This is a genomic window from Labrys miyagiensis (assembly GCF_030160835.1).
GTDB lineage: Bacteria > Pseudomonadota > Alphaproteobacteria > Rhizobiales > Labraceae > Labrys > Labrys miyagiensis.
In genome coordinates this window covers 85544-101777 of record NZ_BSPC01000034.1, presented here as the reverse complement: position 1 = coordinate 101777, position 16234 = coordinate 85544, and the positions used below count along the sequence as shown (strand labels likewise).

15 protein-coding genes are annotated in these 16234 nt (G+C 59.3%); 13 read left to right on the top strand and 2 right to left on the bottom strand.

Annotated elements, in window-relative coordinates:
* Positions 1-15 precede the first annotated feature (15 nt).
* The 13 genes from QQL24_RS19080 to QQL24_RS19020 all read left to right on the top strand — a co-directional run bounded on the left by QQL24_RS19080 (position 16) and on the right by QQL24_RS19020 (position 13809).
* Positions 16-678 (top strand): DUF3313 domain-containing protein, encoded by a 663-nt coding sequence (locus QQL24_RS19080; protein WP_284313881.1) that lies wholly within the window; start codon positions 16-18, stop codon positions 676-678.
* Between the two features lie 347 nt (positions 679-1025).
* Positions 1026-1766, top strand: a complete 741-nt coding sequence (locus QQL24_RS19075; protein WP_284313880.1) for a response regulator — start codon at positions 1026-1028, stop codon at positions 1764-1766.
* A 32-nt stretch (positions 1767-1798) separates the two neighbouring features.
* Positions 1799-3136, top strand: a complete 1338-nt coding sequence (locus QQL24_RS19070; RefSeq protein WP_284313879.1) for an ATP-binding protein — start codon at positions 1799-1801, stop codon at positions 3134-3136.
* Between the two features lie 198 nt (positions 3137-3334).
* The gene (locus QQL24_RS19065) at positions 3335-3715 is read left to right on the top strand and encodes a hypothetical protein (protein WP_284313878.1); all 381 of its coding nucleotides are present in this window, start codon (positions 3335-3337) and stop codon (positions 3713-3715) included.
* Between the two features lie 946 nt (positions 3716-4661).
* On the top strand, positions 4662-4880 hold the full coding sequence (locus tag QQL24_RS19060; protein ID WP_284313877.1) for a hypothetical protein: 219 nt from the start codon (positions 4662-4664) through the stop codon (positions 4878-4880).
* 145 nt (positions 4881-5025) lie between these two features.
* The gene (locus QQL24_RS19055; RefSeq protein WP_284313876.1) at positions 5026-5445 is read left to right on the top strand and encodes a Ros/MucR family transcriptional regulator; all 420 of its coding nucleotides are present in this window, start codon (positions 5026-5028) and stop codon (positions 5443-5445) included.
* A 503-nt stretch (positions 5446-5948) separates the two neighbouring features.
* Entirely contained in the window at positions 5949-6881 is a 933-nt protein-coding gene (locus QQL24_RS19050; protein ID WP_284313875.1) for an alpha/beta hydrolase, read from the top strand.
* 79 nt (positions 6882-6960) lie between these two features.
* Positions 6961-7890 (top strand): sigma-70 family RNA polymerase sigma factor, encoded by a 930-nt coding sequence (locus QQL24_RS19045; RefSeq protein WP_284313874.1) that lies wholly within the window; start codon positions 6961-6963, stop codon positions 7888-7890.
* 285 nt (positions 7891-8175) lie between these two features.
* Positions 8176-8871 (top strand): outer membrane protein, encoded by a 696-nt coding sequence (locus tag QQL24_RS19040; RefSeq protein ID WP_284313873.1) that lies wholly within the window; start codon positions 8176-8178, stop codon positions 8869-8871.
* Between the two features lie 402 nt (positions 8872-9273).
* A complete protein-coding gene (locus tag QQL24_RS19035) occupies positions 9274-10389 on the top strand; it encodes a calcium:cation antiporter (RefSeq protein WP_284313872.1) in 1116 nt (371 codons plus the stop codon).
* A gap of 452 nt (positions 10390-10841) precedes the next feature.
* Positions 10842-12284 carry a glucose-6-phosphate dehydrogenase gene (gene zwf / locus QQL24_RS19030; protein WP_284313871.1) on the top strand — a complete coding sequence of 481 codons (1443 nt, stop codon included), beginning with the start codon at positions 10842-10844 and terminating at the stop codon, positions 12282-12284.
* A 583-nt stretch (positions 12285-12867) separates the two neighbouring features.
* Positions 12868-13371: a hypothetical protein gene (locus QQL24_RS19025; protein WP_284313870.1), complete on the top strand. Its 504-nt coding sequence runs from the start codon at positions 12868-12870 to the stop codon at positions 13369-13371.
* A 42-nt stretch (positions 13372-13413) separates the two neighbouring features.
* Entirely contained in the window at positions 13414-13809 is a 396-nt protein-coding gene (locus QQL24_RS19020; protein WP_284313869.1) for a hypothetical protein, read from the top strand.
* A 314-nt stretch (positions 13810-14123) separates the two neighbouring features.
* Here QQL24_RS19020 and QQL24_RS19015 read toward each other — a convergent pair whose 3' ends face one another.
* Both QQL24_RS19015 and QQL24_RS19010 read right to left on the bottom strand, forming a co-directional pair.
* Positions 14124-14747, bottom strand: a complete 624-nt coding sequence (locus QQL24_RS19015; protein WP_284313868.1) for an MAE_28990/MAE_18760 family HEPN-like nuclease — start codon at positions 14745-14747, stop codon at positions 14124-14126.
* Positions 14748-14750: 3 nt separating this feature from the next.
* Positions 14751-15716: a DUF262 domain-containing protein gene (locus QQL24_RS19010; protein ID WP_284313903.1), complete on the bottom strand. Its 966-nt coding sequence runs from the start codon at positions 15714-15716 to the stop codon at positions 14751-14753.
* Between the last annotated feature and the right edge of the window lie 518 nt (positions 15717-16234).

The following is a 16234-nucleotide window of genomic DNA, read 5'->3' as shown; positions in this document are numbered from 1 at the left end:
AGACAGGAGTTTGAAATGCACACACTCACGCGGGCGAGTCGTCTGGCGGTCCTGGCGCTCTTTCCCGCCTTGGCGGGATGCGCAAGCGTGACGCCGGTTTCCTATTCGGGAGTTGCGTCGTCATCCTATCTGGCACCGAACCCCTCCGACACATCCGGCCGCATGCCTTATCGCTATACCTCAGCGGTCGACTGGCGCGCCTACAACAAGGTCGTCGTTGAACCCGTCGTAGTCTATCGGGGCGCGGATCAGCAATTCGGCGACATGGCTGAAGAGGATAAGGTATCGCTCGCCCGCTATATGCAGACGCGTTTCACCGAGAAGCTGCTCAGCCGCTTCACACTGGCAACTCGTCCCGCACCCAACACATTGCGGATCAGATTGACCCTGACAGGAGCAGCAACCACCACGCCGGTTATCGGCACCCTGTCGCGGTTCGACATCGCCGGCGCTGTCTATAACGGGGTGCAGACCGCCCGCGATCGTGAGGGATTGCTCACCGGCTCGGTCATCTACACCGTCGAGATCTTCGATGCGCCGACCTCCCGCCTGCTTACCGCGTTCGTGAGCAAGCAATATCCGAGCGCCTACAACATTGGAGCGAGTATCGGAAAGTTGGCCGCCGCGCAGGCCGGGATCGACAAGGGTGCGGATGCACTGATGGCGCAATTGAGGTGACGCCGATCCCGGGACGCAGCAGCACCGCACCATGTGAGGACGCGCCCTGGCGCTTCCTCATGCGGAAACCGGCAAAACGGGCTGGCTGCATCGCTGCTGCTTCCGGAAGCCAGGGCTGCGGACTTGCTGAGCGCTTTCGCGGCCACAATAACCTCGCCACTCGATGATCCTCATGGCAAGAAACATCCTTCCAATCGCGATCGTCGTCAGCCTTCTCGCCATGATCGTCTGGATGAATGTTCATGCTCCATGACGGATTGCTGCTATCCCCTCGACCTTGCCCGACAGATGGCGATGGCAGGGGTCCTATGTCATCTTGTGCGTCCGTCGACGACAGGCCTGTACCTATGACCGACTTCACCCATGTCAGAGCGCATCCTTCGAGAGCCCGCATACTCCTGGTCGAGGATGACCGCGAAATCGCGGGAATGCTCAGGGATAGTTTGTCCGAGCATGGCTTCGACGCTGTGGTCACCCAGTCCGGGCTTGAGATGGACAGGGTGTTGCGCAAACAGGATTTCGATCTCGTGATACTGGATGTGATGCTTCCCGGCGAAAACGGTTTCGCCATCTGCCGGCGGCTTCGGCTCGAAACGCAGATGCCCATCATCATGCTGACCGCGATGGGTGGCGACACGGACCGGATTATCGGGCTCGAATTCGGGGCCGACGACTATGTCGCCAAGCCCTTCAATTCCCGCGAATTGATCGCCCGGATTCGGGGCCTCCTCAGGCGGGCCGCCTACGCGACACCCAGCGTACCACGCCCCGAAATACTGACCTTCGCCGGTTGGCGGATCAATCCCGTCGCCCGCCAGCTCACGGATCCGGATGGCGTCCACATATCGATGACCACGGCCGAGTTCGATCTGTTACTGGCGTTCTGCGAGAACCCGGGTCGTGTTCTCTCGCGCGAGCAGCTTCTGAGCCTTACCCATGCGGGCCTTGCCGGTCCGGTGGAGCGAAGCGTCGACGTCCACATCAGCCGCGTCCGGCAGAAGATCGAGCCCGAGCCAAAAGAACCCGTGATGATCAAGACCGTCAGGCTGGGTGGCTACCTCTTCACGCCCACGGTCGAGCGCGTCTGATGTCCTTGCTGGATAGGTTCAGGTCGGGTTCGGTGCGCGAGCCCATCATCGCCCTGGCCGTGGCGCCGGTTCTTCTGGTGGTCATCTTCGCGGCTGGTACCGAACTGATGGGAGGCACACGGCGCGTCATCAGCAATGCCGACGTGACAGCGGTGAATATCGAAATGGCCGTAAAGACCATCCGTGCCGCGGACAGCCCCGCGCAGGCTCAGGACATTGTGCGTGCGCTGAACAAAGCCGGTGTGCCGGTGAAGGAGATGTCGCGACAAGAGATCGACCGCGACACGCAGGCGCTGACTTCAGATGGCGATATCCGAAATCTTGTCGCAAAACGCCTCCCGGACCTGCCCGATGTCCAGCTTCGCCACATCGCCTCCCCGGATGCGGCGCATGACATTGTGATTGTCGGGCTCGACGACACGAGAACATTGGCCTTCACTCTTGGACCCGATGCCGGAGCGCTCGATCTGCGGGTGCTGATGCCTGTTGTGCTCTGGGCCGTCGTTGCGATCGCCCCGGTTATTATCCTGCTGACGATCTATGCCGGCTTCATGATTACGGCGCCATTGATGCGGTTCGCGGCGGCCGCCCAGTCCCTCGCCCCGGATGATGGCCCCGAAAGACCCTTCAGCGAGAAGGGTGCCCGCGAGATCAGCATGCTGGCGCGTGCCCTGAACGACATGCGCAGCCGCATCCACACCATGATCAATGATCGAACGCGGATGCTGCGAGCCATCAGCCACGATCTGCGCACACCGTTGACACGGCTCCGGCTCCGCGCAGAACGGTCGTCGCAACCCGAGCTGCGAGACGGCATGTTGAGCGACATTTCCCGCATCAACGACATGATCGAAGAGACCCTGACATATCTGCGTAAGGACGTTGCGACGGAACGTCTGTTGCGGGCGGATCTTCCAAGCCTGCTGGAGACGGTTTGCGCCGACTTTTCGAATGCCGGCTTCTCCGTCTCCTATCGGGGACCGACGCGTCTGACCTACTTTTGCAAGCCGCACGGGGTTTACCGCGCCGTGGCGAACCTCGTCGACAACGGCACCAAATTCGCGACCGATGTCGTTGTCAGCCTGGAGATCGTGCCGGGCGGCGCGTTGCAGATCGATGTCAGCGACGATGGCCCCGGCCTGCCGGACGAGCTCAAGACAAGGGCGCTGGAACCCTTTTTCAAAGGCGACTCCGCCAGGGCGACGGACGGCGACGCCGGATTTGGACTGGGCCTTTCGATCGTCCACGATATTGTCCGCGATCATCACGGTCGGCTGTCTTTCGTTGACCGTAGCCCCCATGGCCTGACAGTACGTCTCCTGTTGCCGGCTCAAGCCGACTCCACGCCTCAATCCCAGCGTTCGGTTTGAGCGATCTTCTCCACAGACGCTGGCACTCGCTGAAAATTCAAGCACCATGCCGGTCGTGGCAGGAAATCAATCACCCAATATGAAAAATATCAACATAAGACCTCGGAAACATAACTCAACATATCTTCACATTGTCTAACGAAGGATCGCAATATTGTTTCCATCTGAACATAAGGTTTCTTATCATGGAATTATACTATGCCTCAGACCGAGTTCGACAATAATGTTCGTCATCACATCTTGGTCTGCCTGACGAACCCCGATGCGGTGGCGGCAGTCAACCAGATCCTTACAACGTGTGGCTTCGCCGTAACAACCACGTATGAATTCAGCCAATTTGTGGAAGCAGCGACCCTGGACCGCTATAGGGCCGTCGTCACGGCGACCGCCATGATCGATCGCATCCGAGAAGCCTCTACGCTGCCCGTCCTCAATATTGAAGCGTTTACTTTCCAGAAGTCCGACTATGCAGGCTCCGCTGCTGATGGGAGATGCCTTCTGAGCGGCGCTCTTGCTCAATGCATGATCGATCTTCTGGAAGATACCGAAGGCGTCGAGCGCAATAACGCTTTGCGCTGATCTTCAGAAGTGGGTATCTCAAATCAATCAGCGGAGGGGTATGGTGGTGAAATACAAAGGTTACGATGAATCAACCGTTACAATCAATTGTAAAACTGGTGCTATAACTATCGATTTGGTCACAACTGGACCGGTTCGAATTGTAATGACCGTTGACGGTGATATTGAGGTCGAGGGCCGCAGTATTCTCAATACCGTAATCTGGTCTGAGTTTGCTTCTCGACCAGCAACATTTTCCAACAACTAGAAATCCAGATCAACACTCGAGCGATCAATCATGCTCCCAGCGCTCCGCTCGCCGAGGCTGTGCGGAGCAAATCGAGTGGATGAGGCAAGTATGCAGCAAAGACACCCCTTCCGGCCCAAGGGCGTTGCTATTTTCGGACGGAAGTTCTTCTCCCCGGTCGCGGCGATCGTTCTAGTCGCAGCTTGCATCGCGGCGGGAACGACAGCCAAGATTCCTGGTACACCAGCGCCTATTACTCCGCCGGAATCGGGAGGGATGACTCCCCTCCAATCGGCACCAGTGCCTGTGGCGATCCAACCCTCCTCACCCCCTGACAATCCATCCAGGACGTCCGAACCGAACGCGGCGAAGCTATCCGACGGGATGGCCCTGGTGCCATCGCCGCCGAAGCGCCCAAAGATCAAAACTTCTCTCGTGCGCGCATCATCTATCAGGGCAGGTCTTAAAGCAGCAGCGGCACCCCTTCCAATATCGGCCAGTTCTCCAATCGCCGCAGGATCGGAAAAAACGGCATTTTCGTCGACAGATCTGCACTATCCACCAGACTTTGTTCAGCCACACCAGGAGAGTGCTGCTAACACGAGCGGCATTCTTGCTTCCGCTGTGGAAGATACGAAGCGGCGTGGTGCGGATGCATTTGATTCCGCGCACAATTGGAGCCTCTCTCTGGTCGATAAATTGCCGAGGGTGTGGCCCTGAATGCTGATTTTCGCTGAGAAGCGGGACAATTCGGACTGGACCCAGGCGCGGCTCCGTCAAAACGCCGGCCGCGCCCCGAGCCTGCCGCCGCCACGCGCCAGGCGCCGGCGTCTCTTCGATGATCCGCACCTTCTCGTCGACAGTATCAAGGTGAAGACGCCTGCTTTCCGCCGACCGGAGCGGGATAATCATACCGTTACGCCGCAGGATTGGTGTTGATCAAGACGAAACTCGGATACGCGGACTTAAATTAGCCAAACTCTATTCGGCATGTTGACGGCATGGACTGCGTGGCCAATGCCGTTGTTATCGTACCCCGGTCATTGCTGGCGGTCTTTTGCACTCATTGCATGAAAGAGCCATTATGGACACCTCTATCGCTGAACTGACATCAGACATTGTTGCTGCCTATGTCGCCCACAATTCCGTCGCATCCGCCGATTTGCCTGAGCTGATCGCACAAACGCACAGAGCTCTCGATCGGCTTGCCCGTGGCGAGACGGCGGTCGCCGTCGAAGCCCCCAAGCTGGTTCCGGCCGTACCCATCCGCAAGTCGGTGACACCTGATTTCCTGATCTCGCTGGAGGATGGCAAGAAATACAAGTCGCTGAAGCGTCATCTGTCGTCTCAATACGGCATGTCGCCGGCGGAATACCGGGAAAAGTGGGGCTTGCCCGATGACTACCCGATGGTCGCGCCCAATTACGCCAAGCAGCGCTCCGAATTGGCTAAGTCAATGGGCCTTGGCCAAACCCGGGCTCGAAGCCGCTCCCGCGGCAGATAGCGGCCTGCCGCTCGTGGCGGATAGCCGGCAAGGGACCGACGGACATCATCCATGAGGTCGACGGCCAAGCCATCGCGGTGATCGCGCCCCACGGAGCGATCGCCCGACTGGCTGGTCGAAAACAACCATTTTTTCCACAACCAGCGCGCGGCCATGCTTCTCACAACGGATGTGTCGCCGGGGCTGTGGGCGGATGGCCGGGTTTCGATGTGGTTCCAAGCGGTCGTCGAAGTCAGCCTGGGAGACCAGATGTGGACCCAGGCCACCCGGCGGCGGCATAGGCGAAGCATCCCGCCGATCGGCGAATGTCCGGAACGAAGGATCCCACGGCGCAGGGTGGAGCAGCCTGGCCTTGTCGGGCCTGGCACCGAGGTCCGAGATAACTGTCACCGTTGAAGCGCTAAATCTGCCGGCGACGTATCCTTTCGCTGGAGTCGTCCGTCTTAGCTGTTGATGGGCGGTCGACCTTACCATCGCCCTCCTAAACGAATTGGAGCGTGACAATGGACAGCAAGCAGAGCCTGGCAAACAAGATACACTACGAAACGCTCGCGGAGGCTTGGCGCAGCGGCCGGGAATTGCCGCCGGAGGTCTCCGAGTGGTCTGTCTTGACGACGGAACCGGGCGGCGTCGATTACGTCGAGACGAACCTCGGCGACAAGACCGCGCTGTGGGTTCGGCCAAAACTGGCGGCCAAAGATCGGGTCATGCTTTACCTGCACGGCGGTGGCTATGTCGGCGGATCGATCTGGACCCATCGCAAGATGGTCGGACACCTCGCCAAGGCGATTGGCTGTTACGCTTTGCTCGCCACTTACGACTACTCGTTCCAGAGCAAGTTCCCGCGCCAAATCGAGCAGGCCGTGACCGCGTTCGAGTGGCTGGCCGAGCAGGGTATCGGGCCGAAGCACACCATAGGTGCAGGCGATTCGGCCGGCGCCGGCCTGATCATTGCGGCCGCGATGAAACTCCGCGATGCGGGACGTCCGCTGCCGGCCGCGATCCTCAGTATCTCTGGCTGGCACGATCTGTCGGCGAGCGGCCTCTCTTACGAAGCCAACCGCGAGAAGGACGTCTTCTTCCAGAAGGCGACCGTGGATATGCTGGCATCGCAAGTACTCGGAGGGGCCGATGCCCGACATCCATTCGCCAGCCCAATCTTTGCCGATCTCAGGGGCCTGCCGCCGATCTGTCTGCAAGCGGGCGAAGACGAAACCCTGCTCGACGACAGCCGGGCGCTCGCCGACCGTGCGAAGGCCGCCGGCGTCGAGGTGCGCCTGGAGGTATTTCCGGGGATGCTGCACTCGTTCCAGATGATGGCTGGCCGCGCTCCCGAAGCCGACGATGCGATAGAGCGGTTTGCACAATGGGTTCGCCCCAAGCTCGGCCTGACTGGAACCGCGGCAGCACGCAGCGAGAGTCAGGAGGTCGCATGACTCGCGCATCGCTCCAAGAATGGCATCATTGCCCTCACCCATGTTCCTCGATGACGCCAAGATGTGGCAGGTGAAGGACATGCCTGAGCGACCGACCGGCCTCTTCGATGCGCGGTATCGAGCCTTCCTCGAGACGGTGTCGGACGTCCGCGCCCAACTGCATCGCTACTGCGCCCGCATGACCGGCTCGCGGCTCGACGGTGAGGATCTCATGCAGGAGACGCTGTTCGAGGCCTACACGAAGATCGAGACCCTCGATGATGCCCGCAGTTTGAAACCCTGGCTGTTTCGCATCGCTCACAATCGCTGCATTGACTTTCTGAGGCGGCGCGATGCGCGCGAGCACGCGGAGAGCGCCTATTCGGACGACATCGGCGCCGTCGCCGCAGAGCCGGCGACGACCGATGCACATCGCGCCATCGAACGGCTGGTTGGCCACCTGCCGCCCAAGGAGCGCGCCTGCGTCCTCCTGAAGGACGTGTTCGACTATTCGCTGGAGGAGACTGCGGACCTCGTGGACTCGACGGTTGGCGGCGTCAAATCCGCGCTCTCCCGTGGACGGGCGAAGCTCGCCGGCTTGCCCGCTGAACCGACCGGCGAACCGAGCCGTCCGCTTGATCCCGACACCGCGCGGCTGCTGCAGCGCTATGTCGACCTCTTCAACCGCCATGACTGGGATGGCGTGCGAGGCCTCACCAGCGCCGATGCGCGGTTGCGGGTCGCCGATTGCTTCGACGGCCTGCTCAGAAGCTCTCCCTATTTCGCCGAATACGAGCGAAACCCGGAGGCGTGGACCCTGGAGTTCGGGGCGATCGACGCAGAGCCTGTCCTGCTCGTGCTCTTCCAGCGAGGCGGCCAGTGGCAGGTCGCGTGGCCGGTTCGTGTCCATGTCGCCGGCGGCGTCATCGACCGCATCGAAGACTATTATGCCTGCCCATGGGTCATCGGAAACGCCTCAGAGTCCGACTTGAAACGCATGACTGGGCCAGTCGTCTCGCCAGGAGCATGACCGGCCGACTTCCTGACCCCCTCGATGACGATCGAGGTTGCTTGGCCGATCCGCTCGTCGCGGTGGCGAAATACGAGTATTTCGCAGAAAAATTAAAGCACGAATAGCCAAAAAGCTCAGAAATATTATATCCATGCGATGTGGCATGTAAAAAACACACCCGTTAACGGTAAATTAAATTTTTACACCTGTGGCGAAATCGAGACTTCTTAAAATCCTGCTTTGAACCTACAACACTGAATTTGTGCGCCCATTGGAGTGCCGGTTCGGTTGGAGCCTTTGCGAATGAAAATGAAGATTGCCATGGTGCTCGCCGTCGCCGCTTTGGGGTGGTCGGGCACGGCGGGGGCGCAAAGCTTGCCGGACGCCTTGCGGCCGATCGGCAATCTGCCGATGCCGCTCTCGCTCATCATTCCCCACTACAGCGAATTGGCCGCGCCCTATGATTGGAGCGGTTTCTGGGCCAAGCCGATCCTGACCTACCAGACCATGTCCTTCAGCGGACGCGGCAGCCATTACCTCAAGGACGATGACGGCGTCACCCTGGGGGCCGAGGCGGGCTATAATTTCCAGATGGGCAATATCGTGTTCGGCCCTACGGCAGACCTGTCCTACTCGTTCATGGATGGCAAGGGCACGCCCGGAGCCCTGCCCCGCACCCGGAGCAATGTCGATATGGTCGGTTCGGTCAGGGGGCGCCTGGGCTACGCTTTCGATCGCATCCTGATCTATGGGACGGGTGGCTACGCCTTCGCCAATCTGGAGATCAAGAACGCGGTCGCCGGTTCGGACAGCGCCACCCTGAGTGGTTGGACCGCCGGCTTGGGAGCGGAATATTTGTGGGGCGAGCATGCGACGCTGCGTGTGGAATACAGGCGCAGCGAGTTCTCGGAGCACAATTTCCAGACCCTTCCCCCCGGCCAGACCAAGGTGGGAGCCGGCTTGAACATCTTCAGCGGCGGGTTCGTCTACAAATTCTAGGCGCGTTCGAGGCATTTCTTCCGGCATGCCATGCGAGACGAAATTCTGCTGCCGTTCCCGCTGTTGATCATGGCGGGCGTCCCGTGCATTGACGAAGCGATTGCTGATCTGGAGCGTAATGGCATCAGGTCGGATCGCAGGGGCCGTCATTCCGGACGACCGAAGGGAGCTCCGGAATCCATGAACACAGTTCTCGCAAGTCTGTGTTCATGGATTCCGGCGTTCCGCTTCGCTCCAGCCGGAATGACGCCCATATATTCGCCGGCCGAGTGAGACAGAAGATGCTCTGCTCTCGCGCCCCGGATCGCAGCCAAAATGAGATGACGCGAGTCGGTCTGACTGCATATATGAGCAGACCCAGCGCCGGTTCGCGGGTCTGAACCTTCAGGAGAAAGGCCGATCATGTCGGGCCACGCTCACGCTTCCCTGCCTGCCTGGACATGGATCGCGCCGCTGCTGGCCGCGGTGCTGCTGGCCCTCAAATTCGCGCATCTCGTGCCATCGGACGCCGTGTGGGTGCTGGTCATGGCCGGCGTGCTGCTGGGAGCGGCCGTCTTTGCCGCCGTGCACCATGCGGAGGTGCTGGCGCTCAAATTGGGCGAGCCCTTCGGCTCCATCCTCCTGGCCATCGCGGTAACGGTGATCGAGGTCGCCCTGATCGTCTCCATCATGCTCTCCGGCGCCAAGGGCAGCGAAGTGGTGGCGCGGGACACCGTCTTTGCCGCCGTGATGATCGTCCTCAACGGCGTGATCGGCCTTTGCCTCCTCATGGGCGGAAGGCGCCATTTCGAGCAGAGGTTCCAGTTGCAGGGCGCGGCTTCGGCCCTTGCCGTGCTCGGCACACTGGCGGCCCTCACGCTGATCCTGCCGAACTTCACGCTCACGGTATCGGGCCCTTCCTTCTCCGCAGCGCAGATCACCGTCGTCGGCGCGGCCTCGCTGGTGCTCTGGGGGGTCTTCGTTTTCGTCCAGACCGTCAAGCATCGCGCCTACTTCCTGGACGCTCCGGTTTCTGCCGAGCCGGAAAGCGAGGAGGATGAGCCTTCGTCGGAAAAGCCGAGCAACCGGGAGGCGATGATCTGCCTGGGGCTCCTGCTGGTTTCGCTCGTTGCCGTCGTGCTGCTGGCGAAGATCCTGTCCTACCCCCTGGACATGGGCATCGCCGCCGCCGGCCTGCCGCACGCCTTCGTGGGTGTGGTCATCGCCGCAATCGTCCTGCTGCCGGAGGGTATTGCCGCTGCGAAGTCGGCGGTCAAAAACCAACTGCAGAACAGCATCAACCTGGCGCTTGGATCGGCGATAGCCAGCATCGGGCTGACCATACCGACGGTTGCCATCGTTTCGTTGGCGCTCAACCAGAACCTGGTGCTCGGAATTTCGCCGGCAAACATGACGCTGCTCACCCTCACCTTGTTCGTGGGCACGCTCACCCTGGGCACGGGACGGACGACCGTCCTGCAGGGTGCAATCCACGTGGTGATCTTCGCCGTCTTCCTGCTTGTTTCCGCTGTGCCCTGAGGCTTTCGGGGGTGGCGGCTGCGGCGCAACGGAAAGGTGCTCGACGCCGAGGGCTATCGGGTGAAGCCACATCCGTCATCCCGGACGCGGTGCAGCACGCAGTGATGCAACGCAGATCCGGGACCGCATTACAAGAAGAACGCCCTTTCTGGCAGACGATCCCGGATCTGCGTCGCATCACTACGTGCTGCGGCGCGTCCAGGATGACAAGTTGTGCTCCCCCCACCCCTCGCCCGTCCCCCTTAACTATCCGGCCCTCACTTTTTCGCCGCCCCTCTTGATCACGACTGCCATCCATGCACCTATCGCTTCGTAATCCGGTGTAGGGCTCGCAGGTGACTGGTCCAGGCAAGAAACCCGCCGTCCGGCGGCTGAAGAAGCCTGGGGTGGCTCAGCCTCAGCCGCAGGGCGCAACAAAAGACTTGGGGACGGGTATTTTGCAGAAGAATTCCATGCGGGTCGGACCCGGCTTTCCGCAGGTCGTCGTGCTCTTCGGCGCTACGGGCGACCTTTCCCGCCGCAAGCTGCTGCCGGGGCTGTTCCATCTCACCAAGGCGGGCTTCATTCCCGGCTGCCGCATCATCGGCGTCTCGCTCGACGACATCGACGCGGACGGTTTCCGCGCCATCGCGCGCGAGTCCCTCGACAAGTTCTCCAGCCGCAAGTTCACGCAGGCCGAGTGGGAGGCCTTCGCCGCCTCGCTCGACTATGTGCCGCTGGCCGCCGGCGCCGGCGTGCTGAAGGAGGCGGTCGACCGGGCCGAGGAGGCGCTGGGCGCCGAATGCCGCCGCGTGCACTACCTCTCCGTGCCGCCGAACGCCGCGCTCTCGGCCGTGCAGCTCCTCGCCCAGGCCGGGCTGGTGGAGCGCTGCCGCATCATCATGGAAAAGCCCTTCGGCATCGATCTCACCAGCGCGGTGGCGCTGAACAAGAAGCTGCATGAGGTGTTCTCCGAGAAGCAGATCTTCCGCATCGACCACTTCCTCGGCAAGGAGCCGGCGCAGAACATCCTGGCCTTCCGCTTCGCCAACGGCCTGTTCGAGCCGATCTGGAACCGCAACTTCATCGACCACGTGCAGATCGACGTGCCGGAGACGCTGGGGCTCTCCACCCGCGCCGCCTTCTACGAGACCACCGGCGCCTACAGGGACATGGTGGTGACCCATCTCCTGCAGATCCTCGCCTTCATGGCGATGGAGCCGCCCACCGCCCTGGAGCCGGCGCCGATCTCGGAGGAGAAGAACAAGGTGTTCCGCTCCATGCTGCCGATCGAGCCGCGCGACGTGGTGCGCGGCCAGTATATCGGCTACCGCTCCGAGCCGGGCGTCGATCCCGAAAGCGACACCGAGACCTTCATCGCCCTCAAATGCGCCATCGACAATTGGCGCTGGGCCGGCGTGCCCTTTTTCCTGCGCACCGGCAAGCGCCTGGCCGAGGGCCAGCGCATCATCTCCATCGCCTTCCGCGAGCCGCCCAAGAGCATGTTCCCCGCCGGCTCCGGCGTGGGCGCGCAGGGCCCCGACCATCTCACCTTCGACCTCGCCGACTCCTCCAAGGTCTCGCTCTCCTTCTATGGCAAGCGCCCCGGCCCAGGCTTCCGCCTCGACAAGCTCAGCCTGCAATTCGCAATGAGCGAAACCAATCTGCTCGGCGAGGTGCTGGAGGCCTACGAGCGCCTGATCCTCGACGCCATGCGCGGCGACCACACGCTGTTCACCACCGCCGAGGGCATCGAGCGCCTGTGGGAGGTCTCGAACCCGCTTCTGGAAAACCCGCCGCCCGTGCGGCTGTATGACCAGGGCGGCTGGGGCCCGAAGTCGATCCACCAGTTGATTGCACCCCATGCCTGGCGGCTGCCCTTCGAGCGCGCCTGGCGGGATTCGGGGAAAGAGTGAGGGGCGAAGGCGCAAAAGCCCCGTGCGCTTGGTGGGATTCACACATCGCAAGAAGAGGCGCGGGTCATCCTTCCCCGACTGCGGGGAAGGTGGCATTGCGAAGCAATGACGGAAGGGGGAGAGTGGCGCGACAGAGCTGATTTTTTGGATAGGCAGCGCCACCCTACCCCTTCCGGCCCGGCTGCGCCGGTCCACCTTCCCCGGAACCGGGGAAGGATGACCCGCGCCCTTTCCTGCAATGTGTGAATCCCTTAGTCGCTGCGGGGGAGGCCGCGCACACAACTTGTGTGCGCTCGCGTTGCGCCCCCCAAAATACCCACCCATCCTTATTTCGTTTGAACAAAGTCACAGGTCGGTTTTATAGTCGTTCCAGACTGCTCCCTTCCCGATTCCGTCGAGAACAGGGACAGTAAAAGACCGACGGCTCTACTTGCGGATATCGATGTTGCGGGGGCGATCATTGCAGTGAGGGGTCATCCGGAGCCTTGGCGCCGGACCAAACCCGTTGCGGGTCTTGCCCATGCGTCACCCTATCCTCTCGAGAGCTGACTTCGCCTCGACGTCACAGCCTGGAGGACCGGCCATGAGCACGCTTACCATCTCCCTGATCGTCATCCACACCCTGATCAGCATCGCCGGCATTCTCTTCGGCGTGCCGGCCGTGATCGACCTCTTCCACTCGCGCGCCAGCTCGGGCTCGATCTGGGTGTTCCTGATCACCGCCATCCTCACCAGCGCCACCGGCTTCATCCTGCCGCTGTCCGGCATAACGCCCGCCGTGATCGTCGCCATCATCGCCCTGATCATCCTGGCGGCCGTGCTCTACGCCAGGACCCGTCTCTTCGACGGCGCGCTCTGGCGCTGGATCTATGCCGGCGGCATCGTGGCGAGCCTTTATCTGCTGGTCTTCGTCGCCATCGCGCAATCCTTCCTCAAGGTCGGCGTGCTGCACGCCGTCGCCCCCACCGGCTCGGAACAGCCCTTCGCCATCACCCAGGGCGTCACGCTGCTCATCTTCATTCTGCTGGGCCTCGCCACCGTGGTGAAGTTCCGGCCCTCGGCAGGCGGACGCTACGCGGCAGCCTGATTTCAGGATCGAGCTTATAACCAAGCGAGGAGCACGACTTCCATGCGAGCATCATCTGTGTTTTCCGTCACCACCCTGGCCATGGCACTCTCGGCCTGCGCCGCCATCACCGCCGAGAAGGTCGACGAGAAGGAAGCCAGGCTCTCGGCAGCCCAATTCGTGCGCAACCAGGCCAACACGCCGGCCAAGCTCGCCAAGGCGCAGGCCCTGCCCCAGAACCACATGTTCATCGTCACCAAGGGCAGCAAGAACTACTACGTCTACGCCGACGTCGCGGGCTGCCAATGCGTCTATGTCGGCAACGAGGCGGCCTACCAGCAGTACCAGGCCCTTAGGATCCAGCAGAACGTGGCTCGGGAAGAAGTCCTGGCGGCGGAGCTGAACCAGGAGTCCAACCTGCAACTGGGGATGGTGTGGGGGCCGGGGTTCTATTATTGAGGGGATGGAAAAGCGGAATCCTCTGTCCAATTATGCCTTTGGCTGGTGTCCCGTCAGCATCAAGGTCGCCTCTGCTCTGGCCAGCATTTCCTATGGTCTCACCTATGCAGTGGCGAACGTTTGCATTTTCTCTTAGCGCCTTCTGCCACGCGCGATAAGTTCATTAGATTTTCGGAACAGCCCGATTGAAAAGAATGCCTGTTTCTCCTACTAAAATAAAGAAATAACGTAACCCTCAACACAACACACGAATCTCTATTCCTATCCGGCATAATAATGTTTAACTTCCTGCCACTCTCACTTATATAGCCAGATCAATACATATGAAGAGCGTCCTCGAATGCCTCTCTCACTGAAAACATAAGCTCTTCCGAAAATTTCGTATGAGAAATTACCCTAGCTATATCAAGTGTAAACATTTGCCCATGGGCCACTTGATGGCGCCAGGCCACCAACTCTTTATCGAGTTTGATGCGATACGGTTGAAAGGGTGCCAGACTTAACCCCACCATCGAAAATATGAACTCTAGTCGCTCAAAATTTAGGTTCGAGCGAGGTAACAGAACTTTGCGATCAAATCCTTTAAAGGGGGTCTTATTGACGGCGTTAATTGCGTGTATTAGCGCAAGCCTCGATTTAGAATTATCGACCTTGTCTCTGTATTGATTAAACGCCGGCGAGCAGGCTCCAAGAAAAAAATCCATAGGCAATGCGCCGTAAGTCAGATTTAATGCTTCTAGATAGTCTAAAAAAATATGTACACAGTTAGCGAAATAGCCCTCCCAATGAGCATAGCACATTACAACTATCGATCTGGAAGTAACATTTCGCTCTCTTTCGCCGACAGAATTCTCAAACTGCAGCCGCAAATCAGAAAGCTCACGAACGCGCCAAATTCGATCCGAATCCAATCTTTTCAGGTAGGTCAGGCGTGGCAAGTATCAGTTTCCCGATGGCTTGAACCACATTGCACCAAACGGAATCGTTCTTTGAAGTCTTTGTGTACCCCGCAGACCCGAGGCTGACATTGACTCTACCTCCGGTTGCTTCCAAAAAGTGAGCACCTTTTCCTTTATAAATGCTCCTGGATCCTGTAATTTTTCGATTGAACCCGCGTTTCGCAAGATGCCGACAAAAACAGTCTCAAGAGACCGCAGGGAGAACCGCTCTCCTTGAGAAGCAACAGTTCCGGCATTCGGGAATAGTGCTTTCGCGCCAAACAGTTCATATAAAATTGAAACTGTGAATTCGAATCTCTCTTCAAACTCCTTAAAATCAACTTCCTTTAAAGCATCAATGATCCTTGCATCCAGAAACTCTTCCACATCGCTTTCGTTATCATAGTCGTAGTACGCATGCACCAATAGCCTAGATACATACTCCACATCTTTTTGTCTTTGTGAAGATTGTGGCTTGATTGAGCAAATCTCGGCGAATTTAGTGTTAGCAGCTAATCTTTTTATTCCTTTAACAAAGTCCGCGTTAACCATCACCATCGCGCAAGTACGGACTTCTTGTTCATTGGCGTAGGCACCACCTCTATTCAATCTTTGAAACAAATGGAACTTTGTCTCACTATCGCTTGGCTGCTTTAATACCTGCACATCTAGCCGGGCCCTTCGAATAGCTAATTGTTGCGGCTTCTCCAAGGCCACCTGCGCCGCGACAGGAACGCCGCTAATCTTGCTAGAATTTTCCCAAACTGCGTTCTCCAGCGACGGAAGATATGCCGTCTTAGATAGAGCCGAGGGTGGCAAAACTTCCCCAGTTTGGGGATTTCTCAAGATACCGAAAAATTCAAAGATAGTTGAAATCCGTTGCAGACCATCAATTAACTCCCATGTCCCGTCCTCATTTTCATAGGTAAAGATTGACGGTATGGGAATGTCGATCAATATAGATTCAATAAGATTAGCCTTTTTTCATTCGACCAACGAAACAGGCGTTGGAATTCGGGCTGAATATTCAATTCTTCGTTTTCATACATGGAGATTATCTCTCCTACCGAAAGCTGAAGCCTGTCAGTCTTTACTGTCTTTCTGGCCTGCTCGATTTCGAGTTTCAACGCCATTTTATTCAGCCTGATTTCACAATTTACAAAACGGAAGTTCGGTGGCGGCTAGTGGCAGCCCCGCCACCGATAGATAGACCAATCCTCAAACCTTATCCACGCTCGCCTTGTAAATTCTCCCCGATCGTCTTCCCGAGGCTTGCGTCGAACTCCGCGTCGCTCATGCTCACGCGCAGGTCTTCCGTCAGGGCGCGCGAGAAGGAGGCGATCATGCTGTGGTCGTGGCTGAGCTTCTCGTATGCAACCGCGCGTGTATAACCGCCCGAGGGGGCGACGATGCTTTCCGCCGCCTCGTGGTCGACCAGCGGCTCGTGGACCGGACAAGGCCAATCAAGGTCGCCGACTCAGGTGGGA